20 protein-coding genes and 1 riboswitch are annotated in these 21529 nt (G+C 50.5%); of the genes, 15 read left to right on the forward strand and 5 right to left on the reverse strand.

Annotated features, from left to right (window positions below):
• Positions 1 to 17: 17 nt before the first annotated feature.
• The 4 genes from D479_RS02180 (at position 18) to D479_RS02195 (ending at position 3815) form a co-directional block, all read left to right on the forward strand.
• Positions 18 to 704 (forward strand): CatB-related O-acetyltransferase, encoded by a 687-nt coding sequence (locus tag D479_RS02180; protein ID WP_051989363.1) that lies wholly within the window; start codon positions 18 to 20, stop codon positions 702 to 704.
• Position 705: 1 nt separating this feature from the next.
• Positions 706 to 1860 (forward strand): oxidoreductase, encoded by a 1155-nt coding sequence (locus D479_RS02185; protein ID WP_008633144.1) that lies wholly within the window; start codon positions 706 to 708, stop codon positions 1858 to 1860.
• Positions 1861 to 1901: 41 nt separating this feature from the next.
• Positions 1902 to 2246 carry a helix-turn-helix transcriptional regulator gene (locus D479_RS02190; RefSeq protein WP_039870491.1) on the forward strand — a complete coding sequence of 115 codons (345 nt, stop codon included), beginning with the start codon at positions 1902 to 1904 and terminating at the stop codon, positions 2244 to 2246.
• Positions 2247 to 2321: 75 nt separating this feature from the next.
• Positions 2322 to 3815 carry a right-handed parallel beta-helix repeat-containing protein gene (locus tag D479_RS02195; protein ID WP_193743856.1) on the forward strand — a complete coding sequence of 498 codons (1494 nt, stop codon included), beginning with the start codon at positions 2322 to 2324 and terminating at the stop codon, positions 3813 to 3815.
• Between the two features lie 50 nt (positions 3816 to 3865).
• Here the strand turns inward: D479_RS02195 and D479_RS02200 are convergent, their stop codons facing one another.
• Positions 3866 to 5617 (reverse strand): right-handed parallel beta-helix repeat-containing protein, encoded by a 1752-nt coding sequence (locus tag D479_RS02200; protein ID WP_008633147.1) that lies wholly within the window; start codon positions 5615 to 5617, stop codon positions 3866 to 3868.
• A 331-nt stretch (positions 5618 to 5948) separates the two neighbouring features.
• Here D479_RS02200 and D479_RS20560 point away from each other — a divergent pair, with 331 nt between their 5' ends.
• The 7 genes from D479_RS20560 to D479_RS02230 all read left to right on the forward strand — a co-directional run bounded on the left by D479_RS20560 (position 5949) and on the right by D479_RS02230 (position 11730).
• Positions 5949 to 6122 (forward strand): hypothetical protein, encoded by a 174-nt coding sequence (locus D479_RS20560; protein ID WP_193743857.1) that lies wholly within the window; start codon positions 5949 to 5951, stop codon positions 6120 to 6122.
• A 233-nt stretch (positions 6123 to 6355) separates the two neighbouring features.
• On the forward strand, positions 6356 to 7372 hold the full coding sequence (locus D479_RS02205) for an iron-siderophore ABC transporter substrate-binding protein (RefSeq protein WP_241210903.1): 1017 nt from the start codon (positions 6356 to 6358) through the stop codon (positions 7370 to 7372).
• 9 nt (positions 7373 to 7381) lie between these two features.
• The gene (locus D479_RS02210; protein ID WP_008633151.1) at positions 7382 to 8401 is read left to right on the forward strand and encodes an iron ABC transporter permease; all 1020 of its coding nucleotides are present in this window, start codon (positions 7382 to 7384) and stop codon (positions 8399 to 8401) included.
• Entirely contained in the window at positions 8398 to 9429 is a 1032-nt protein-coding gene (locus D479_RS02215; RefSeq protein WP_008633153.1) for an iron chelate uptake ABC transporter family permease subunit, read from the forward strand. The genes D479_RS02210 and D479_RS02215 overlap by 4 nt, the downstream gene beginning before the upstream one ends.
• Positions 9426 to 10250, forward strand: a complete 825-nt coding sequence (locus D479_RS02220; protein ID WP_008633156.1) for an ABC transporter ATP-binding protein — start codon at positions 9426 to 9428, stop codon at positions 10248 to 10250. The genes D479_RS02215 and D479_RS02220 overlap by 4 nt, the downstream gene beginning before the upstream one ends.
• Positions 10251 to 10369: 119 nt before the next feature.
• Positions 10370 to 10711 (forward strand): PadR family transcriptional regulator, encoded by a 342-nt coding sequence (locus D479_RS02225; protein WP_008633158.1) that lies wholly within the window; start codon positions 10370 to 10372, stop codon positions 10709 to 10711.
• Positions 10712 to 10725: 14 nt separating this feature from the next.
• Entirely contained in the window at positions 10726 to 11730 is a 1005-nt protein-coding gene (locus tag D479_RS02230) for a hypothetical protein (protein WP_008633160.1), read from the forward strand.
• 80 nt (positions 11731 to 11810) lie between these two features.
• On the opposite strand, the gene D479_RS02235 is transcribed toward D479_RS02230, so the two are convergent.
• Positions 11811 to 13004 carry a nucleoside transporter C-terminal domain-containing protein gene (locus D479_RS02235; protein WP_008633162.1) on the reverse strand — a complete coding sequence of 398 codons (1194 nt, stop codon included), beginning with the start codon at positions 13002 to 13004 and terminating at the stop codon, positions 11811 to 11813.
• Positions 13005 to 13142: 138 nt separating this feature from the next.
• Positions 13143 to 13244, reverse strand: a riboswitch (purine riboswitch).
• A 151-nt stretch (positions 13245 to 13395) separates the two neighbouring features.
• Here D479_RS02235 and D479_RS02240 point away from each other — a divergent pair.
• The 4 genes from D479_RS02240 (at position 13396) to D479_RS02255 (ending at position 15173) form a co-directional block, all read left to right on the forward strand.
• Positions 13396 to 13698, forward strand: coding sequence for a DUF3139 domain-containing protein (locus D479_RS02240; RefSeq protein ID WP_008633165.1), 303 nt, complete (start codon positions 13396 to 13398; stop codon positions 13696 to 13698).
• Between the two features lie 16 nt (positions 13699 to 13714).
• A complete protein-coding gene (locus D479_RS02245) occupies positions 13715 to 13948 on the forward strand; it encodes a hypothetical protein (RefSeq protein WP_008633167.1) in 234 nt (77 codons plus the stop codon).
• Positions 13949 to 14142: 194 nt separating this feature from the next.
• Positions 14143 to 14718: a GNAT family N-acetyltransferase gene (locus D479_RS02250; RefSeq protein WP_008633170.1), complete on the forward strand. Its 576-nt coding sequence runs from the start codon at positions 14143 to 14145 to the stop codon at positions 14716 to 14718.
• Between the two features lie 11 nt (positions 14719 to 14729).
• A complete protein-coding gene (locus tag D479_RS02255) occupies positions 14730 to 15173 on the forward strand; it encodes a hypothetical protein (protein WP_008633172.1) in 444 nt (147 codons plus the stop codon).
• A 190-nt stretch (positions 15174 to 15363) separates the two neighbouring features.
• Here the strand turns inward: D479_RS02255 and D479_RS02260 are convergent, their stop codons facing one another.
• The 3 genes from D479_RS02260 to D479_RS02270 form a co-directional block, all read right to left on the reverse strand.
• A complete protein-coding gene (locus tag D479_RS02260; protein ID WP_008633173.1) occupies positions 15364 to 16983 on the reverse strand; it encodes a lactate permease LctP family transporter in 1620 nt (539 codons plus the stop codon).
• Positions 16984 to 17001: 18 nt separating this feature from the next.
• Positions 17002 to 17967, reverse strand: a complete 966-nt coding sequence (locus D479_RS02265; RefSeq protein WP_008633175.1) for an L-lactate dehydrogenase — start codon at positions 17965 to 17967, stop codon at positions 17002 to 17004.
• A gap of 277 nt (positions 17968 to 18244) precedes the next feature.
• The gene (locus tag D479_RS02270) at positions 18245 to 21331 is read right to left on the reverse strand and encodes an AAA domain-containing protein (protein ID WP_008633177.1); all 3087 of its coding nucleotides are present in this window, start codon (positions 21329 to 21331) and stop codon (positions 18245 to 18247) included.
• Between the last annotated feature and the right edge of the window lie 198 nt (positions 21332 to 21529).

The raw sequence follows: 21529 nt of genomic DNA on the forward strand, positions 1-21529 counted from the left end.
GAACAGGAGGGATGAAAGTGAAAATCGGGCGAATGGTTCCTTTTGTCTTGAAGAATAGTGTTCGTCAGCTCCGGTTCAAACGAAAATATCCATCTGTGTATCTCGGGCACGGAGTAGAAGTGGATGTTTCTACAACCAGTATGGAAGAAAGGTGTTCCATTAATGCTTATACGAGGATCTCTCATTCAGAGGTTGGAAGATATACGTACACAGCGAGAAACTGCAACATCATGAATGGGAAGATCGGGTCTTTCTGTTCGATCGGTCCCGGATGTCAAATCGGTTTAGGGAGTCATCCCAGTCATTTTGTTTCGACCTCTCCTATTTTCTATTCGACAGCGGGGCAGTTAAATGGAGAGACCTGGGTCGATCAAGATTATTATGAGGAATTTGCACCAGTCACGATTCAGGACAATGTCTGGCTTGGGGCACATACCATTGTCCTTGACGGCGTAACCATCGGGGAAGGAGCGATTGTAGCAGCAGGTGCCGTTGTAACCAAAGATGTCCCTGCATATTCCATTGCAGGAGGCGTCCCAGCGAAAGTGATCCGTTATCGTTTCGGTACAGAAACGATAGAAAAATCCTCGCTATGGAGATTTTTTCAAGGGAAGATGAATGGCTCAAGCAATGGCTGGCTGGTGAAGTCACACCGGAAGTCTTGCTGGATTCGGAACCATTATTTCATAGAAATGAGGCGTTGAAATGAAGAAACGTGTGGGCGTGATCGGTACAGGATTGATTGCAACGGGCTTGATCAGACTCTTGAGCACGCAGGAAGATCTGTGCGTCTCCGGAATTTTGACCAGACGGAAGATCGCAGAAATGAAAGGGTACCCAAAAGAGGAGCTATTGACGAACTCCGCGGAGGAATTGATTGACGGAGCCGATATCATCGTCGAGTGCAGTGGAGATGTCCTCCATGGCAGCGAAGTGATCGAAGAGGCGATGAATGCGTCGCTCCCTGTCGTCACCATGAATGCGGAACTGCAGGTCACGACGGGTTCTTACTTTGCAGCCAAAGGAATATTCACAGAAGCGGAGGGGGACCAGCCGGGCTGTTTAGCGAAGCTGGATGAAGAAGTGAGACAGATGGGATTCAAACCGGTCGTCTACGGCAATATCAAGGGCTTCCTGAATCAGAATCCCACGGAAGAAGATATGCGGTACTGGTCGCAGCGCAACGGAACAAGTCTTGGAATGACGACGTCTTTCACAGACGGAACGAAAGTCCACATCGAACAAGTGCTTGTCGGAAACGGTCTTGGCGCGGATATATCCGACCACGGGATCCTTGGTTTGAAAGCGGATGACAGCCGTAGCGGGGGAGAGCAGCTTGCCGAAACAGCAGAAAAGGAAGGACGCGTCCTGAGTGACTATATTCTATCCGGTTCCCTGCCGCCGGGGGTCTTCATCACGGCCCGTCACGAGGAAGAACAGCAGGATACCCTTCGTTATTACAAGCTGGGCGAGGGTCCTTACTATACCCTGCAGACGAATTACCATCTTTGCCATTTGGAGATATTGAAGACCATTCGCCGAGTAATCGCCGGGGGAGGGATCCTGCTTAATAACAGTACTTCCCCGCGCTTAAGCGTAGCTGCCGTCGCCAAGCAGAATCTGGCGGCAGGAACGAACATCGCTCATGGGATCGGAAGCTTCGAATTCAGGGGCGAGGCTGTAAGGATCAATGATGAACCGAGTCATGTACCGATCGGCCTGTTGAGAAATGCTGTTTTGAAGCGGCCGATGGAAGAGGGAGAGATGGTCCGTTTCTCCGATATCGACCTCCCGGACTCGTTTGCCCTCCATGTATGGAAGAAGATTTTGAATGAACAGGTGGCACACGCAGCAAAATGATGGGCATCCATCTAATTATTTGTGAAGGGTGAGAGGTTGCAATGATAGGTCGGAATATAAAACGAATTAGAAAGCAGCAGGGGATCACACTCTCTGAATTGGCTCATCGTTCGGGAATATCCAAATCGTATTTAAGTAATTTGGAGAGAGACTTGAAACAAAATCCTTCCATTCAAATCACGAAAAATATTGCCTGTGTTCTACGGGCGGACATTGAGGAGATCATCGACCCGATCGTAGAAGAACCGAAACCAACGGAAGGGTGGGGGGAGTTCGCCTCTCTTGCTTCCGCATCCGGTTTGGAAAAAGACGTGATTGATGAGTACAAAGAAGTCATTGCGTTCATTCACTGGCGAAGACAGCAGCAACTATCAAAAATTAAATAGTAGAAAACTAGATAGGAGCGAAGAACCGTCGGACATTTAAAACGAATGATATGGATAGGGATTTTGATATTGGTTGTGGGTACTATCGTGGTAGTCTTCGTGAATGGGAAGGGTTCATCTCCGGCTGCTAACACGGAGAGTAAGTGTCTTGCTTCGGAAGAGGATATACAAAATCTTCAGGAGAAGATCAGCACCACAAGTGAAAACGGCGGCGGGACCGTTACGCTGGAACCATGCCGTTATGTCGTCACCGAACCGATCCTGCTGAAGTCCAATGTCCATTTGAAGGGGTCCGGGATCGATAAGACAATTATCGAGTTGAAGCCGGAGCTTGAGGATGGAACGAAAAATGATAATAAAATCATCGAGACGGAGAGCGGATCAACAGACATCACCATCAGCGAACTGACGGTGGATGGGAACAAGAATGATCGCAAATCCCTGATCAATGATCCGCATGCCCACAGCATCGACATAGTTCATGTCGACGGGTTCCTGATTGATCGAATCAAGATTGTCGATTCTGCTTCGGCTTCCATCATGCTGTATAACAGCCGGAACGGTGTTGTCCGGAATTCGGAAATCAAGGACAGTGGATCTAATGGAATTCTCGCCCTGCAGGAAACGAAGAATGTGTCGATCACGGATAATGTCATCGACCACACGGAACATCAGAACGGGATATTCATTTCTTATCAGCAGGGGCATGCTTCTTCTGACATCGTCATCGAAAACAACACAGTCACCGATGCCGCGGATTTCGGAATTGAAGTAGGGCACATCGTTCCCGATGGACAAGAGCAGCACAGGAATATCCAGGTCATGAACAATAAAATTGTCCGGGCCACCAACTCAGGAATTGCTTTCCGGACTGTAAGTGACGGTGTCATCCAAGACAATGTCATTCAAGGTTATGGGAAGAATGGGACTTATGGAGGCGACGGGATCTTCGTCGAAGGCGGGTTCAATACTTCCGGGAATGTGGATGTATTGGACAATGAAGTCATTCAAACCTTCCAAAGCGGCGATGCGAACGCCATCTATGTTACCGGGATGGACGGAACACGTGTGGAAGGAAATACGGTGGAAGACAGCAGAGGAAACGGTATCTTCGTCCAGGCATCTGTGCTTCCCGATCAGATGAAGACGACGGATTTCACGGAAGGCAGACGAGTGTTTGATCGGATTGAAGTGAAGAATAATACATTTAAGAATAACTTGAAGAACGGCATTCATTTTCAAGGGGACCAATCAGACGGAAACGTAATTGAGCAGAATACCGTTACCGGAAATGGAGAGCATGGGATTCAGATAGCCAACTTGAACGCTGGAAATGGCTTCAGGATAGAGGGAAATGATATTACCGGTAACAAGCAGACGGGCATCAGTGTCTATAAACAAGGAGACTTCCAGATCATTGCGAATGCCTTTCATAAAGAAGCGAAACAGGAATATAAAGTCTCGCTCGTTGAAGTCTCTCAATCCCTGATTGAGCATAATACGTCACTTCAGGAGGAAGACATTTACCAGGAAAGTGCACAGGTCGTTACAATTAATCAAGGCTCTTAATTGAAAAAAAGCGGGAAGGCATGCTTCTCGCTTTTTCCTTTTGACTTTATTCAGTCCAGAAGGTCGATGATTTGAATCAGGATGTTGGAGACCTGGACTGCCTCTTCTTCCTTACTTGCAGCCAACTGCTTCAAACGTTCTACAGCCTCCACCACTTCTTCGGGAAGTTCCACTGGTTCCTCTCCCCCGATCTTCTTAAGGAATATCCCTTCGATTTGAATATCGGCGGATATATCCTTATCCCAAAACAACAGTTCATCCGGATCTTCCGAGTTGAAGGAGAAAGCATAGTTCTTCCAGTCGGACGTCAAGCGGATGTTCTCATTCAACTTCCTGCGATCTTGAACATAGAGATTTAAAGCAGCCGAAGAAGCAGACTTCGCTCGAAAAGAAACTTCATACATTCCTGCATCGAAAATCTGGCGGTTGGTTGGAGGGAAATATCGCGGGAGGGGGTTGAAGGAGGTCGGTTTTGTCCACAAATTCTCACCAGGTTCGGGTGTTTCTTCCGTGAGTATATTATCGGAGACAGTTACACGCTGTGCATCTCCCTCCACCAGGACAGCGTCCCCTCCGCTGCGCAAAATGGTGTTATTACTGACTGCATTTCCGCTTGACGGATAACTGTCAAAATGAACCCCGCTCTTTTCACTGTTCAAAATAGTATTCCCTGTAATACGAATGTCCTTATACAACCTTCTTCCATCAGGAAAATCCGGTGTCCTTCCTTCGAAGAAAGAGGCCAGGACGTAAATAGAATCGTTCCAGCTGTCCTGAATCGTATTGCCGGTAATATCCATGTCTCTCATTCCGGTAACGTAGACCGCTTGTTGATAAGGGAAACGCTGCTCGGTCACTTTCGGATACGTTTGCGTCATCGTATTATTCTTGATATCCACTTCTGAGTTCAAGGATACTCTGCCTTCCACGAAAACCGCATTGCAACCATAATCATTGTGCTCTGCATAGTTGGTGATGGTGTTCCCCTCAATCACCCCATTAGAGACCGTCCTGAAACCGATCCCGGTGCAGAAAGCATTCACGATGGTATTATTCCTTACCGTGATGTTCCGGTGCGGGGCATCGCCTGGTTTGTGCGTCGTGTGACCGACTTCAATGGCGTAATCGGCCACATTTCGTACCGTATTTCCTTCTATAAGAATGTTGTAGGTACTATCGCCCTGATACATGAAGAAGATCCCGTTCTGATTATCCGTATGGTCGATGGTATTGTTCCGCACCTCGATGTCGTGCGTTTCCTGCATACCGAGAATCCCATTGCTGCCACTGTCCCTGATGACGTTGTTCTTTATCGTTCCATTAGACACATACCATAGAGCGATACTGGCATCCACCGAATCAACGACTTCTACATCATGGATAGACAGGCCGTCCACGTAAGCGAAGGACATCGTATGCGAAAATCCGCTGTTAATGAGCTCTTTTCTGCTCTCTTTTGCCCCGTCAAAGGTAATATCCGACACTTCCACATTTGAAATCCGATCGGCCAGCAGAATTTTATTTGGATTCAAGCTTCCATCCACTTGAACGGGATTCATGGTCAGGACCGTCTTTCCGACCCCTTGTCCTTTCAAGTGGACATTACTCTTGAGTCGGATAGATTCAGATAGAACGATGGTTTCTGCAGGCAGGGTTACCGTTCCGCCGCCATTCCGACTGACGCGGTCGATTTCCTCTTGAATTTCCTTAAGGGTGGTCAATGATTCCTCAGCATGTACACTAAATACAGAAAGCAGATACAAGGACATGGTTAAAATAACCCATGTTATTAAATGTTTCATTCCCTCTCTTTATCTCCTATATATTAGATTTGTCCCACATAGAGACAAAGGTTTGATCTCTACACGTAGACTAGTTCATCCTATTAACACGTGTAGATATATGTGCTGTTTTTTCTGCTAAATAGGCATTGGATATGGGGAACAATTCTTACTAAACGGTATTATCTTTGTCTCGCTGATTGTTGATTAATCGACATAAAAAGGCAAAAAATACTTGATTTGTCAGAAAATTTACGGCAATATAGTGTAAAAGAATCATGATTTCGACAGCCTATAGGAATTCATTATCTGTTATATATAAAACAACGATATATAAAGACGAGGTGGTCGTGTGAAAGAGGATTTGGGCTCTTCGTGGGAAGAGCTCGTGGAGCTGGCGATGGAGTCGTCCTGCTCGAAAGCGGAGTTCAGGCGGTTTTTGGAAGAGAGAAGAGCGGAGGATGCGGCGAAGCGGCGCAGGGAGTTTCACGTCGTTCCGTGTAAAGAAATAAACGCGTTGAAATAGGCGTATCGACCCGGGGATCAGAGGATTCCCGGCTTTTTTGTGTTTGTTTCTTTTTGTTCCGTCATGATTTTCGTCCCGGTGTCCATTGACAGGATTCCGAAATGCCTATACTATAAATGAGAATGATTATCGTTATCGAATATACATAACTTACACGATGATCGAACCATTATAAGAAAAGGTAGGGATCGAATATGTCGAATAGACGGAATTTTTCATATGTTTTGCTGTTGATGTTTGTGGGTTTCCTGTTTGTGCTTGCGGGCTGTGCGAGTGATTCTTCTTCCTCAGAGGAGAAGGAGGCTGAGGCTTCCGGATCGGAGGATGCGAAGGACGGGGAGATTGTGATTGAGCATGCGTTCGGTGAAACCGTTCTCGAGGAGAAGCCGGAGCGTGTGGCGACGGTGCAGTGGGGGAACCAGGACGTGGCCCTTGCGCTTGGTGTCGAGCCGGTAGGATTCTCGGCTGCGAACTACGGGGTGCAGGATGACAGTGGTCTGCTTCCATGGACGAAGGAGAAGCTGGATGAGCTTGGTGTGGAGGATCCGAATGTGTTCCAGGATACGGACGGGCTTGATTTCGAGGCGATTTCGGATTCGAATCCGGATGTGATTCTGGCTGCTTACTCCGGCATCACGCAGGAGGATTATGATTTGTTGAGTGAGATTGCACCGGTTGTTGCGTATCCGTCTTCTCCGTGGACGACGCCTTGGCGTGATCAGATTCTGATGAACGCGAAGGGGATGGGTATGGAAGAGGAAGGAAAGCAGCTGGTGGAGGATACGGAAGCGTTGATCGAGGAGAAGGCGAAGGGATATCCGGAGCTTGATGGGAAGAAAGTCGTTTGGGCGAACTTCTCGGCGGAGGATCTCTCCAGTCTTCATTTGTACACGCCGGCAGATACGCGGGTCGCTTTCCTTGAAGAGGAGCTTGGGCTCACGTATCCGGATCGTGTGAAGGACATGATCGAAGATGATTCGGAGTTTTTCCTGACGATCAGTGCAGAGAATGCGGACGTGTTGAACGATGCGGACTTCATCATCGGGTACGGGGATGAGAAGCTGTATGAAGCGGTCAAGGCGGATCCGCGTCTCGGTGAAATCGATGCAATCAAGAACGGCGCGGTCGCATTCATCGGCGACGGGACCCCGCTTGCGGCATCCGGGACCCCGAGCCCGCTCTCCATTTCCTACACGATCGACGATTATTTAGAGCTGCTTGCAGAAGCGGCGCGTAAAAGCGAGGAGTAACGAGGGACCGTGAGAAAAGGCGTGGCGATACATCAACCGAAGTATTTACCGCTCGTTCTCGTCCTGTCGCTCGTTCTGCTTGTCGTAAGCAGTCTTGCTTCGCTTGCGTTCGGTTCGCGGGTCGTGCCTTGGGAGGGCTTGATGACGGGGTTGTTTGAGGCAGGTGCGGATTCGTATGATGCAATCGTCGTGCAGGAGCGGATTCCGCGGACGCTTTTCAGCCTGTGCTGCGGGGCGGCGCTCGGGGTATCGGGCTCGCTCATGCAGGCGGTCACGCGCAATCCGATCGCAGACCCGAGCATCCTCGGTGTCAATACGGGGGCGGCGCTGTTTGTCGTAAGCGGCATCGCTTTCTTCCAGATTAGTACGGCGTCGGAGTATATCTGGCTTGCCATTGTCGGCGCGATGCTGACGGCGGTGTTCGTCTACGGCATCGGCTCGATGGGACGCGGCGGAGCGACGCCGCTCAAGCTCGTCCTTGCCGGGGCGGCGACGACGGCCGCACTGTCGTCGCTCGTCAGTGCGATCATGCTGCCGCGCACCGACGTCATCGATCAGTTCCGGTTCTGGCAGGTCGGAAGCGTCGGGGCCGGCAACTGGAGTGCGCTTGGTACGTTTCTTCCTTTTTTACTGATCGGTCTCTTGCTTGCGGTGTTGTCTGCTCCGGCGCTGAACGCTCTTGCCCTCGGTGATGAGGTGGCGAGCGGCCAGGGCGTCCGGACGGGCGTGCTCCGTATCGTCGCCGCCTTCGCGGGTGTTCTGTTATGCGGGGCAGCGACGGCGCTTGCCGGACCGATCGGGTTCATCGGGCTGTTGTCGGCGCACGTCATCCGCCTAATGCTCGGGCCGGACCTCCGGCTCATCATCCCGCTCTCCGCCGTTGCAGGAGCGATCATCCTGACGATCGCGGACGTGAGCGGACGGCTGATCGGCAGTCCCGGGGAACTCGAAGTCGGTGTCGTTACCGCCTTCATCGGGGCGCCGCTCTTAATCCTTTTAGCGACAGGAATGAAGGTCAGATCCCTATGAATGAAGCGATAGAAAAAATAAAACGTGGACGGCGGAAGAGGCGCCGGCGCTGGATCATCGTCAACGGGCTCCTTGCCCTGTTTGCGGTGGTACTCAGCGGGACGATGCTCGTCATGGGGAATACCGTCTACTCGATTCCGGAAGTGATCGCAGCGCTGTCCGGGGACGCATCAGGCGGGGCGGATTTCGCCGTGAACACGATCCGGCTGCCGCGGATGGTTGCAGGACTTCTTGCGGGGATTGCGTTCGGGATCGCCGGCAATACGTTTCAGACGATGCTCCGCAATCCGCTTGCCAATCCTGATATCCTCGGGATCACGACAGGATCGAGCGTTGCTGCCGTCTACTGCATTCTGATTCTGCAGACGAGTGAGGGTACGGCTTCTGCTGCGGCGATCATCGGTGGTCTCACTGCCGTCGTCGTCATGTACGCGCTCTCCCGCGGCCGGACGTTCTCGATCGGCCGGCTGATCCTGATCGGAATCGGCATCCAGGCGATGCTGAGCTCGGCAATTTCCTATTTATTGATGAAGGGCGGCAGGCAGGACTTACCGACGGCGATCCAGTGGCTGAGCGGAAGCCTGAACGGGTCGCAGATGGATAAATTGGGGCCGCTTGCGATCACGGTGCTGATCTGTGTACCGGTCGTCGTCGTCCTCGGGAAGCACCTGAGCATCCTCGAGCTCGGCGAACAGTCGGCGGCGTCGCTCGGATTGAACACGGACCGGACGAGGATCCTTCTGATCATCAGCTCGGTCGCGATGCTGGCGCTTGCGACGTCGGTGACCGGACCGATTTCGTTCGTCGCGTTTCTTGCCGGACCGATTGCGAAACGGCTCGTCGGGGTCGGCTATTCGAACGTGATTCCGGCCGGGCTCGTCGGCGTCAACCTCGTGCTCGGAGCCGACCTAATCGGGCAGTTCGCCTTTGACGTCCGCTTCCCTGTCGGCATCATCACAGGGATTCTTGGTGCTCCGTTCCTCCTGTATCTACTTATCCGTATGAATCGAAAGGGGAGTTTGTCATGAAGCCACATACATTCCGAACCGATCACATCCGCGTCGGCTACGAGGAGCGTACGATCCTCCACGACGTCGACCTTGCCATTCCGTCGAACAAAATCAATGTCATCATCGGCGCGAACGCCTGCGGCAAGTCGACGCTGTTGAAGACGATGGCGAAGCTGATCAAGCCGGAAGCAGGCGACATCACGCTCGACGGCAAGGCGATCAGCAAGATCTCACCGAAGGAGCTCGCCCGCGTGCTCGGTATCCTGCCGCAGTCGCCGGTCGTTCCGGAAGGCATCACCGTCGCCGACCTCGTCGGCCGCGGCCGCTATCCACATCAGAAGTTCCTGAAGGGGTGGTCGAAGCAGGATTATGAGGCGGTCGCGGAAGCAATGGAGATCATGAACATCACCGCGCTTGCCGACCAGAACATCGACGAGCTCTCCGGCGGTCAGCGCCAGCGCGTCTGGATTGCAATGGCATTGACGCAGGAAACGGACATCCTTTTTCTCGATGAGCCGACGACGTTCCTCGATATTACCTATCAGGTGGAAATCCTCGATATGCTGACGGACCTGAACCGGAAGCACGGGACGACGATCGTGATGGTACTGCACGACATCAATCTTGCCGCCCGCTACGCCGATCACATTTTCGCGCTGCGGGACGGGGAACTGCTTGCGGAAGGAGCGCCGTCTGAGATTATTACGAGTTCGCTTGTGGAGGACGTGTTCGGCCTCCGCTGCTCGGTGATTCCGGACCCCGTGTCCCAGACGCCCTTGATTGTGCCGAAGGGCAGGTATCATGTGAAGGAAGAAGAGCGGACGCTTGCGCATACGTGAACGGAAGAGCCTGGATCTTGATGGTCCAGGCTCTTTTTTATGAAGATGTGTAAAATAAAATAAGATGCAATTTACAATAGTGTGCGTCATACAGTATAATAAAAGCAGGAGTTGATGAGATGAGCAATGCGAAGGCGAAAGAACACCTGGATAAGCTGCTGCAGGAGCTGCGGCGGGGGACGATTACGATCGGTGTGATGAGTCAGCTTTCTGAACCGCAGTACGGCTATTCGCTCGTTACGATGCTCGGGGAAAGAGGCATCCACGTCGAGCCGGGGACGCTGTATCCGCTCCTGCGCCGGCTGGAGAAGCAGGGCTTGCTTGAGAGCCGCTGGGACACGGGCGAGGCACGGCCGCGGAAGTATTACCTGTTGAGTCCGCTCGGCAGTGAGGTGTATGAGCTGCTCAAGGAGGAATGGCGCTTGATTGCCGCCAGTATGAAGGACGTCATGGGAGAATGAAGGAGGAGAAAAGGATGGAGATGGTGGACCGGTACATTTATGCCGTCACCCAGAAGCTGCCCGAGTCGCAGCGGGAGGATATCGCCCTTGAGCTTCGGACCTTGATCGAGGATATGCTCGACGACCGCGCCGGAGAAAGGGATGTCACGGAAGAGGATATCGAAGCGGTGCTGATCGAGATGGGGAGCCCAAGGGAGTTGGCGCAGAAATACAGAGGAACGAAGAATTATGTGATTGGTCCGGAGCTCTATGATTCTTATATTCTTGTATTGAAAATCGCCCTGATTGCGACGGCGGCGACCATTATTATCTCTTTCCTCGGCCAGGTAGTCGTCGATCCGACCCGCGTTATCGACCACTTCGTCGGGTGTATCGTTTCGCTCGTCACCGGACTGCCGACGGCCCTTGGCTGGACGACGATCGGCTTTGCGATCGTCGGCTATGCGGGAGCGTCGGATTCGATCGATCTTTACGGCGGGAAGGATTGGAAGCCTTCCAAGCTGCCGCCCGTCCCGGAGAAGAAAAGGCAGATCAAGCGCGGGGAGACGATTTTCAGCATCGCCTTCTACATGTTCCTGCTGGCCCTCTTCGCCTTCTCCAATGAATACTTCGGCATCTGGATCTTTAAAGGCGACGGCTTCAACGGCGTCGTGCCGTTTCTGAATACGGGGAATTGGAACGCGTATCTGTTTCTCTTCCTGATCTTCGGATTCGGCATCATCAAAGAATGCCTGAAGCTCATCTACGGCAGGTGGACGGTCCAGCTGGTCATCTATACCGCCGTCGTCAATGTATTATCGTTCGGGGTGCTTCTGCTTCTGATCAACGGTCCGACCTTCTGGAATCCGGACTTCATGCAGCAGCTCGCACAGACGGAATATTTTGCCGCCGGCAGTGAGGCCTATGACACGGTAGAAATCATTTGGGAACAGCTGACGATGTGGATCGTCGTCTTCATGGCTGTCGGATTGGTTTGGGACGTCGTGTCGGGCTGGTATAAGGTCAGGCAGGGGAAGTGAATGAATAATGAAAAAGAGCGCGCAAAATGTGTGGATCATTTTGCGCGCTCTTTCTATACATGTATCCTCTTACATACTTTTTAAATAAACATATTCACAAAGATAGCTGTGATAAAGCTTGCCATCGTACCGGCGATAATCGCTTTGAAACTAAGCGATGCGATTTGTTTTTTCTTGGACGGAGCCAAGGATCCGAGTCCGACGATCAATTGTCCGATTGTAGAGAGGTTCGCGAAGTTGCACAACGCAACGGACAGGATTGCGACGGTCTGTGGCTGCAGCTGCTCCTGGATTTTCAATACGTCCTGGAAGGCGATCAATTCATTAGCGGTAAGCTTTGTTCCGATAATGGATGCAGCACGGAACGCATCTTCCACCGGGATGCCGACAAGGATAGCGAAAGGGTAGAAGGCATAGCCGAATATGGTAGCGAGATCGAGTCCGATGATGCCGAGCATGCCGTTGGTGAGAGCCAGGATACTGATGAAGGCAATCAGCAGACCGCCGATATTCGCAGCAAGCTTCACGCCGCTTACCGCTCCCTCGGAAATGGCTTCGAAAATATTGGTGTGGCCCGCCTCTTCCATCGAGACATCCTCTTTGGTTATCGATTCTTCCGTTTCCGGTTCCATCAATTTAGCTATGACAATCGTAACAAAAGGTACGGAGAAAACGGATATGAGCAAATATTTGATATCGATCCCCATCTGGGCATACGACAACAGGATGGCACCACTGGCGGAAGCCGTTCCTCCCACCATCACCGTAAACATCTCCGAACGGGTAAGCTTGGCCAGATAAGGCTTGATGAGTATGGGAGATTCGGCAACCCCAAGCATGGTATTGCCGACGGTGTTAAAGGATTCGACCCTCGTCGTACCGAAGATTTTGCCGACGACCCAACCGAGTCCGCGGACGACGAAAGGGATGATCCGTAAATAATACAGAGCGGATACAAAGGCCGAGATGAAAATGATGACCGATAATACCTGAATCGCAAAAACAAATCCGACAGAGGTTCCTTCTGCAAAGAAACCGCCGAATAGGAAATCGATTCCCTCCTGGCTGTAGTTCAGTACGTGCTGTACGCCCTGAGCGGCTTTCTCCAAAATCCAGCTGCCGAGGGGAACGTTGAGCATGAAGTAGACGAAGAGTCCTTCCAGCGCAACACCTGTAACGATCGTGCGCCATTTGATGGCTTTTTTGTTTGTGCTCAGAAGCCAAGCCAGAAACAGTAATCCAATGAGTGATAAAATGCCATAGAAAATATGCATGAGAGCCTCCTTAAAGTGGCTTCATAGACCCTTGCTATCGTTAGACGTCTGACCTTTTCAAACAACAAAAAAAGGTGCATCCTCTCCATCTATAAAGAAAGAAGAGAATGCACCTCCATTATTGTAAAAAGTCACATGGGGCGTTCTAACCTTCCTTATAGTCCGGCATTTTACGGCTGCCGGGTAGAAACTTATGGACCATATTTCCATAGATATATAAGGATCGTATGAAGTTGATTTCTGAATTCTAGCAAAGGTTTTCGGAATAAACAATAGGGCTGTGAAAAGTATCAAAATAGAGAATATTGAAAATCTAATTCCTTCCTATACTATTCTTCTTTTTATTGCTGTCTGGTAAAATATGCATAGTGTGTTTTCTTAGGAGGCTGCCATGAAAAAATCGGTTGCGATCGTGTTCAGTGTACTGCTTATCATCGGAATCGGGTTCGGATACGTCCAATACAAAAAGGCAGGCGTGGAACAGCGGGTTGTGGAGTATTTGACGACAGAGAAACATCTGAAGGAGAGCGACATTGTTTCCAGTGAGCCGTTTATAGCCAATCTTCGGGGCGATAAGAATTGGATGGTCAGTGTCCGCCTGAAGGATGATGAGAAAACCTATTATTATTACAGAAGTAAGGGGAAAGTGGTGCTGGAATCGTACGTAGAAGACGGCGTTGAACACGCGCCGTAACAGGGGAGGGAGTCCATTGAAGAATCCAATGAAGCTGATCTTTGCGGTCTTTCATGTGGGGACTCCACTGCTCTATTTCATCGGCTGTTCCGTCATTTCGTACATGCGTGGAAATTCGGTGGGAGCGTCGATCCCGGATACTTTATCGATCATCGCCATTTACTTGATCGTCGTCAACTGTATGTGGCTTTTCACTGTGGACAAGTTTAAAAGGGCAATCAAAATGGATGAGGAAAATCAGGCGAAATGATGGAGGGGGAGTAGTATGAAAAAATGATTCGGAACATCCGGATCAAGTACGAGGTGGCCGGGAAACGGGAAGAACAAATCGTGTCTTCCACCGTGGAAGGTTTGTCTACCGAATCGGAGTGACACCTTTTCGCCCGGAACAAAAAGAGGGATAATGGGCGCTGTAAGAAAGTTCCTGAAAAAGGAGTGGTCGCTGTGCTGTTGGAAACAGAGAAGTTCGAGTGCAGGTCGGAAACGGAGCGTTTGGTCATCCGGCCGTTGGAGGAAGAGGATTACGGGAACTGGCTGGATGGGTTTGAGAGCCGGGGCGCATCGAAGCATGTCCATGACCCAGGGAGGCTCGACATGCGCGAATGTACGAGGGAATGGTTCTGCCAATTGGTAGAGAGACATCAGGAGCTGGCACGGACGGATACGGCGTTTGTTTTCGCTGTGTTCCGAAAAGCCGACGGTGCGCATCTTGGCATGGTCGATTTCTCTACGCTTGCAAGAGATTCCTTCCAGTGGGGGCGGATCGGCTACACGATACATAATCAGTACTGGCGGAACGGCTACGGCGGGGAAGCGGTGAAGGAAGCGCTCCGGATCGCCTTCCGCCGGTTGGATTTCCACCGGATCGAAGCCCACATAAACCTGGACAATGCCGCATCTGTGAAGCTTGCCGAGAGCTGCGGCATCGAGTATGAGTGCATCCGCAAAGGGTTCCTCTTTGAAAACGATGCGTGGACGGATCACCTCGTCTACTATAAAAATGCCGAAAGTCCTGTGTAGGGGCGATTGGCATGAATTATCTATGGAAGCTGAATACCGCAAGCATCCTCGCCGCCCTTCTCGCACTGATCCCTCTTGAATTGATGCTGAATGTCTATCGGATCAGCCGGTTGACGGGATGGGGGTTGGACCGGACGGTGCTGGTCTTTGGTGTGGCCATGGGTGTGACCGTGCTTGCCGGAACGGTTCTTCTCTACTGGTTCATGAGGAAGCGGATGGAGAGAAGGAAGGCAAATGTGTGGACGGCTCTCACTTGGATTCCCTATTTCGTGCTGTTCGCCTATCTGTTTTCGGTTTCGTTCCCGATTACGGACCCGGGGGAGGCGCCGAACCCTGGGATGGGCTTCTTCGTCATCGGCGGGCTGCTTGGCTATCCTTTTTACCTGTTGATCCTGAATGTGATCGTGCTGTTGACGGGGGAAGGCGTACAGAAGAAAGAGGGACTCCCAGATTAAAAGGGAATCTTGAAGTGTGTTTAAGAATTATAGTTGGAGAGAGAGCTGGCTCCGGGACATGGGACGCTTTCCGCGGGGCGGCCGGAATCTGCCCATGTCCCTCCGCCCTGTGCTGAAATTTCCCTTAGCTAATTACATAGTTTCTGAGTAAAAAGGAAGGACTCCCCTAATAACAGGGAGCCCTTCTTTTTTATAAAAGCGATAGTCCATAAGTCAGGACGCAGACGACGGCAAGCAGGGCAAGGCTGTATTTCAGCGTCATTCGGAACAGGTTGGATTCCTGACCGGTCTCTTTGACGGCAGCGGTCGCGATGGCGATCGACTGTGGAGAAATCAGCTTCGCCATGACGCCGCCTGCGGTATTCGCGGCAAGCAGGAGGCCGGGATCGGTCATGATTTGTCCGGCGGTGACGACCTGGAGGTTGCCGAACAGGGCGTTGTTGCTGACGACGGATCCGGTGATGAAGACGCCGAGCCAGCCGAGGACGGGGCTCACGAACGGGAAGAAGCCGCCGGTCTCCGCTAAGGCGAGCCCGATGGAGGAGCTCAGTCCTGCGAAGTTCGAGACGTTGGCGAATCCCATGACGAAGCAGATCGTCAGTACAGGAAGCCACAGTTCACGGACCGTCCGTTTCAATGCCTGCATTCCTTCAGGGAGCGTGATCGTCGTACTCGTCCAGCCGGTGACAAGGACGGCGGCCAGTATCGCCGTTCCGGTCGCAGCGACTAGGTCGAGTTCGAAGACGGCGGCAAGGGCGCTCGTTTCCGGAACGATCGGGGGAGCTTGCAGGATTTCCTCGTGAAGAAAAGGAATCTCGAGGCTCCGCGTCGTTGCAGCAAGCGGTCCGCCTTTTTCAAACAGGCTTTGGAACGCAGGCAGGCTCCAGAGCGTGATTGCCGCGGTCAAAATGTAGAACGGGGACCACGCCCGGATGATGTCGCCGATCCGGTAGGTCGTGCCGGCATCGACGGCGGGAGCGCCTTCTTCGCGGTGGATTGTCTTCGGCTGCCATTTTCTCAAGAACAACGCAAGTCCGGCCATGCTGGCGAGAGCGGCGAGAATGTTCGCAAGCTCCGGCCCAAGGAAGAGGATCGTGAAGAGCTGGACGCCGGTATAAAGGCCGCTCACGACGAACAGGGCGGGCAGCGTTTCCTTGATGCCCTTGAATCCGCTCAAAAGGAAAACGAGCAGGAACGGGATGGCAAAGGAAATCAACGGCAATATGTAAGCGAGCATCCGGGACAGCTCCATCGTCTCGAGGTTCCCCATCTGGGCACCGACGATGACGGGAATTCCGATGGCGCCGAAGGCACCGGATGCGGCGTTGGCGACCAGACAGAGCGCGGCTGCTTTCAGCGGACGGAACCCGAGCTCGACGAGCAGGGCGGCACTGATCGCAATCGGTACGCCGAATCCGGCGGCTCCTTCGAGAAAGGCATTGAAGCTGAAGCCGATCAACAGGAGCTGGAGCCGCTGGTCTTCCGAGATGCTCGCGATGCTTGCGCGGATGATGGTGAACTTACCGGTATCGACGGCGATTTTATACAGCCAGACGGCCATGATGACGATATAGCCGATCGGCCACAAGCCCTTCGCTATGCCGGCAATGGCGGATGCGACCGCGTTGGAAACGGGCATATCAAAGAAAACGACCGACAGAATAATGCTGAGGGCAAGCGTCAGGAACGCCGCAAGCACGCCCTTCATTTTGAAAATCGTCAATGCGAGAAAGAAGAAAAGGATCGGGAGAGCGGCGACGAGCGCGCTCACCCATGTGTTTCCGAACGGATCGTACTGTTGTAACCACATGACAGAAGCCTTCTTTCCTTATGGTCTCGTTGCCGCCTTGAAATGTTCGCCGAGGATTGCTTTAAGAACGCCGGCGCTGTGGTGAAGCTGTTTCTGTTCGGTTTCGTTCAGGTTCAGTTCAACGACGTTTCGGATGCCGGTCCGGTTCACGACGGCAGGTACACCGATGTAGACGTCTTCCAGGCCGTATTCTCCGGCAAGCGGGGCGCTGACGGTAAGGATGCTGTTCTCGTTGTTCAGGATCGCTTTCGTAATCCGCGCCAGTCCCATCGCGATGCCGTAGTAGGTCGCGCCTTTTTTCTCGATGATCTGGTACGCCGCGTCACGGACGTTGAGGAAAATCTCCTCCAAGTCTTCTTTATGGTAACGGGGATCGCGTTCCACCCACTCCATCACAGGCACGCCGCCGATCGTCGCATGGCTCCAGACCGGAAGCTCGGTGTCGCCGTGTTCGCCGATGATGTTGGCGTGGACGTTCTGCGGAGTGACGTCGAAATATTCGCCCAAGAGATAACGGAACCGGCCGGAATCGAGGATCGTTCCGCTGCCGATCACGCGGTTCTGCGGCAGACCGCTGAACTTCCAGGTCGCATACGTAAGAATGTCGACCGGGTTCGTCGCAACGAGGAAGATGCCGTCAAAGCCGCTCGCCATCACATCATCGACAATAGATTGGAAGATAGCGAGATTCTTCTTCACCAAATCGAGCCGCGTCTCGCCGGGCTTCTGGTTCGCTCCGGCACAGATGCAGACGATATCGGCATCCTTACAATCCGCATACGTGCCGTACCACGTCTTCGTCGGATTCGGCGCGAACACCTTGCCGTGGTTCAAGTCCATCGCATCACCCATCGCCTTGTCTTCGTTCAAATCAATGATCACGAATTCCTCTGCAATCGCCTGGTTCAGCATCGCAAAAGCGTAACTGCTTCCTACTGATCCTGCTCCGATCAAAGCTACCCGGTTCACGTTTTCTCTTGTCATTATGGATTCCTCCCGTATGGTTGTGTTTATTTGTGAATCATTTCACAATTATAGTATGCAATAGTTTTTGAATGATGACAATGGATATTTGTGAAGTTTTTCACAAGTGGGGATGAGTTGTCATATTTTGGTCACAAATAAGTGGGAGCAGGACAGGATGCTGATAGTGTTGAGTAGGTCCTTCTCTTTGGAATCGCCTTTCTTTAAAAGCTATTAAATTCTATTAAGAGGACAATTAAAAAAGGCGGGGATAATTACTCCCCGCCTTTTTTTGTATTCAGCTGCTGCTTTCTATCCTGCTCTCTTTATGCTTGTTAATTTCATTTCGAACAATGTCCATGTACGACAGGTCTGCCCAAATCTCTTTATCTCCTATCACATAAAACCGGCGCTTCGCTCTGGTGGCAGCGACGTTGATGATGTTCGGTTTGCTGGTAGCCCATTCGGCAGCCCCTCGTTTCGTAGAATCGACACCCAGGCAGAAAAGAACCGTTTCTGCTTCTTTTCCTTGGAACGTGTGTACGGTTCCGACAGAGTTACGGATCCATGTGTTTCGTTCTTTTTTCGTTACACCTGTGATATTCCATTCCTCTCGAAGGAGAGCTTTAACTTTGTCAGCAACTCGTTTGAATGGCGAGATGATGTATAGGTCAGGCAGCTTTCCACCGTTTTGTTCGACTATGGAATGGAGCGTTTCGAGCACCTTTTCCCCTTGAGCAGGAACGTATTGTTGGTCTTCTACTTGGCCTTTTACTTGTATCCAATCACTTGTCACGTGAGGAGGAGAGGACTGCTTCGCTATCGTTGCCAGCACCATCTTCTCCTCGTATGCGGCTTTGTTGGCGATAGTGAACATCGGTTCTACGCAGCGGCGGTGCACCCACAGGGGGCTACCGATCCATGTACCGTCCAGATTCTTTCCGTACGGGTTTCCAAGGTCGGCAACGCTTTGGACAGACGCAAGCGGCGACAGGCGGGAATCGGGGACCTGGAAGTGTTTCGCTAGATCATCAAATAGAGAAGCTGGCATTGTGACGACCGGCTCGATCTGCTTAGGGTCGCCGACCGCAACGGTATGCTTCGATCTCCATATCCCGCCAACAGCCATTTGTGGAGTGGCCTGCCCGGCTTCGTCTATGAACAGCCAGTCCAGCTCTTCTTTCCCCAGTCCGCGGAACATCGTGCCGAGTGATGCGAAGGCGGTTGAAATGACAGGGACGAAGAGGAAGAAAGATTCCCAGATCGGTTTAACCAGTTCTGGATGACGAGTGCTGATTTCTTTCAAGTTGGAATATCCGGATATACAATTTTTTGCCTTCTTATTAGCGCAGCATAAGAACGTTTCGTGGATATGCATAGCTTCCAAAAATAAGTTAGCACGAGCCTTAGCAAATTTAATCGTCATCCATGGAGAACTCTTTTGTTTCTCCTCATGACTCCTTGTCCAAAAGCTATCATCCATGATGGTTCGCTCTTGAAAATGTTCCTCTTGATAATAAGCATATAATTGTTCTTCTGCCTGTTTAAGCTCCTGATTGCTGCTTTCAATTTCTTTCTCAAGGGACGAAATTTCTGCTTTTCTTTGTTTAATGGTTTTATTAAGCTTTAATTTTTCCTCTTTACATTTATACAGTCTTTCAGTAATTACATTTTTGCGTTCTGCATTTTCTTTCACCTTAGAAGTTCGGAACAATTTATCCCACCAAGAGAAGGTGAAGGAATCCAATTCCTTTTTCAATTCTTCCTGTTCTTCAATTTCGGATAATAAGGATTCTAGTGTTTCCTTGGACTGCATCTGTTCCTTTTGGTGTTCGAGTAAAGTGGTCTCCAATTCTTTTATGTTTTGATTTTCTTTTTCTTTCAAAGCTTTTGCTTTTAGGATGGATGTGACTCTGTCTTTAGCCTCTATCGCTTGTTTTTGCTCCTTTTTAGCTTTTTCCCACGCGTTTTGGAAACGTACCTTAGCTTTTTCCCAATCTGCAATTGTTACTGATCGGTCCTCCAAAAAATGATGGAAAGGAAAGTTGATTTGCTCATCTTTATCATTCGATTTCGGCCATATGTAATTTTCGGCGAAGGTGGATCTGTTTTTACTGTTTCCTAGTACACCGGAAAAGAACCCCCAATGGTCTGGAGCTTCCCTATCCTCGCCATTGATGACTTTTCGGAAGTAGCTTGCACCAGGGTGATCCTGGTATTTTTCATCAATGCTCCCCATATTCGGCAAGTCCTCGGAAATGTTTTGGACCGCTGTATTATTGGAGGATGCGACCACCATGCCGTATCCTGTGAGGGATTCATCGATCTGCTGGACATGGACAATGAAGTTATCGTTTGGTTTTACTGCCTTGACTCTCGTGAAAGCATCCTCTGGGTTTTTAAATTGGACCATTTTGCTCGCGCGCCTGAACACATTTTCAGCCATGACGTCTTTAAGCAGCGTCGTCTTTCCCGTTCCCGGCGGTCCATTTACGGTGTATAAGTTCTGATGTGGGGAGTCTTCCATGAACATGCTGTTTACAGCGAATTGCTGCATCAAGCTCAGATGGTGTTCGTCTTTATCCGGCCATTTAGCAAGCGGAATGTGTTCCGGGGACAACACCTTCTCAATCGTCTCCCGGTCATCATCGATGTCTAGTAAGTCCGACGCTCCTGACATGTATTGGTGGAGGGCGTTCCCTACACTTCCCTTTTTATAATCCTCTTCAACAGCTTCCAAGTCATGAATGAAAAAACTGTTCAGTAGTGGATCAAAATCATTACTATGATCTTCTGGATTCTTTTTTTCTTTCTTCACCTTAACTGTGTGCGTACGGAGAGGGAGGTGGTATAACTCCGGTTTCCAGCTCAGTGTATTCTGCAGGGATTGTAAAAATTGATTCAATGCATTGCCATCCAAAGTTCCCTTGAGATGTTTAGCTGCTATATGCTGCATTTCTTCTTTGTACTGAGTGAATGCCTTAGACCAATCCTCGTTATGTTTTTTATCCTTTATTTTGCTTATACCAAACGGCATAGTAGGCAGAAAAAGACTGTCATCAATAAACGCGCCTTTGCTGTTCACTTCAATGACAGCCAGGGCGCTTTTTGCATTATTTGCATGGAGATTAGGGTGCAGTTCCTCTTCTCCAAAGGCTTCTTTGGCAAATTTCAGTTCTTCCTTTATATCGAATACACCAATAAATAATCTATGTATAAATGTGTAGGTATCGTCCTCTTGATAGTCATCCGACTTCCATGGAAGGGAGTGGTCATCTCTTATATCGATTATGTCTATATCGTTTCTTTTCGTATCTATCTCTATAGGCTCCAAAAATTCTACGTATTTCCAGGCTCTTAAGTTATTAATAATTTTTTGGGACATATGTATCTCCTTTATCTATGTTTAATCTTATTAAGGTATATATTTCTTTCTTTTACTTATGTTACCTCTTTTAAAAACAGCTGTCATTCTTTGATCACATGGAAAGAGTTAGGAAGTGTATGGTAATAGATAATAAAACGCTTTCAGTATTTTTGTCCTAAAATGAAAGTTTTTAAGAGTAAATTTTACCTAATAAAA

It is taken from the genome of Halobacillus sp. BAB-2008 (genome assembly GCF_000328325.1).
Classification (GTDB): Bacteria; Bacillota; Bacilli; order Bacillales; family Halobacillaceae; genus Halobacillus.